This is a genomic window from Muricoccus nepalensis (genome assembly GCF_006438825.1).
GTDB lineage: Bacteria > Pseudomonadota > Alphaproteobacteria > Acetobacterales > Acetobacteraceae > Roseomonas > Roseomonas nepalensis.
On record NZ_RCZP01000135.1, the window covers coordinates 1 to 783 of the forward strand.

At 62.2% G+C, this 783-nt stretch carries 2 rRNA genes; both read left to right on the top strand.

The features are described from left to right. Positions 1-279, top strand: a 16S ribosomal RNA gene (locus EAH89_RS30960); the annotation flags it as partial. Between the two features lie 425 nt (positions 280-704). Next, positions 705-783, top strand: a 23S ribosomal RNA gene (locus EAH89_RS30965); the annotation flags it as partial.

The following is a 783-nucleotide window of genomic DNA, read 5'->3' on the forward strand; positions in this document are numbered from 1 at the left end:
GTCGCGAGGCCGAGCCGATCCCCAAAAGCCGTCTCAGTTCGGATTGCACCCTGCAACTCGGGTGCATGAAGGTGGAATCGCTAGTAATCGTGGATCAGCACGCCACGGTGAATACGTTCCCGGGCCTTGTACACACCGCCCGTCACACCATGGGAGTTGGTTCTACCTTAAGTGGCTGCGCTAACCGCAAGGGGGCAGGTCACCACGGTAGGGTCAGCGACTGGGGTGAAGTCGTAACAAGGTAGCCGTAGGGGAACCTGCGGCTGGATCACCTCCTTTCAAGGAATGCGCGTGGGGTAGGGGCTTCGGTTCCTGGCTGCGGCAGTCCTGATTTAGCGACCAGCCGATCAAACCGGCTCCGCTCTCCACTCCCGATGAAGCTTCCCTCTGATGATCGGCGCCGCGAGGCGCTGCGACAGGGGGAGTGCGTCGGGATGCTTCCAAAAGGCACGTCTCTTGGTGCTCGGCGCCAGGGGGCGGTATGCGTTCTTTCACAACTGAAGATGGTTAGGTGTGAGTGGTACCTTTTGTTGGGTGCTGTTCGGTGTTGTTGCCCTGGGCGGGATGTTGCTTGGGGTGGTGGCGCGGACGGTGATCTGGCGGGGGTGCCAAGTTGGTACTGATCCGTTGCTCGGTTGGACGCGCGGGGCGGTGCGCGGGGGGCGACCCCTGGCGTGTTGGTTCTGCGTGCGGGCGGCGGTGTTGACGAGTGAAAGAAGGGCGTTCGGTGGATGCCTTGGCGCCAAGAGGCGATGAAGGACGTGGCACGCTGCGATAAGCTGC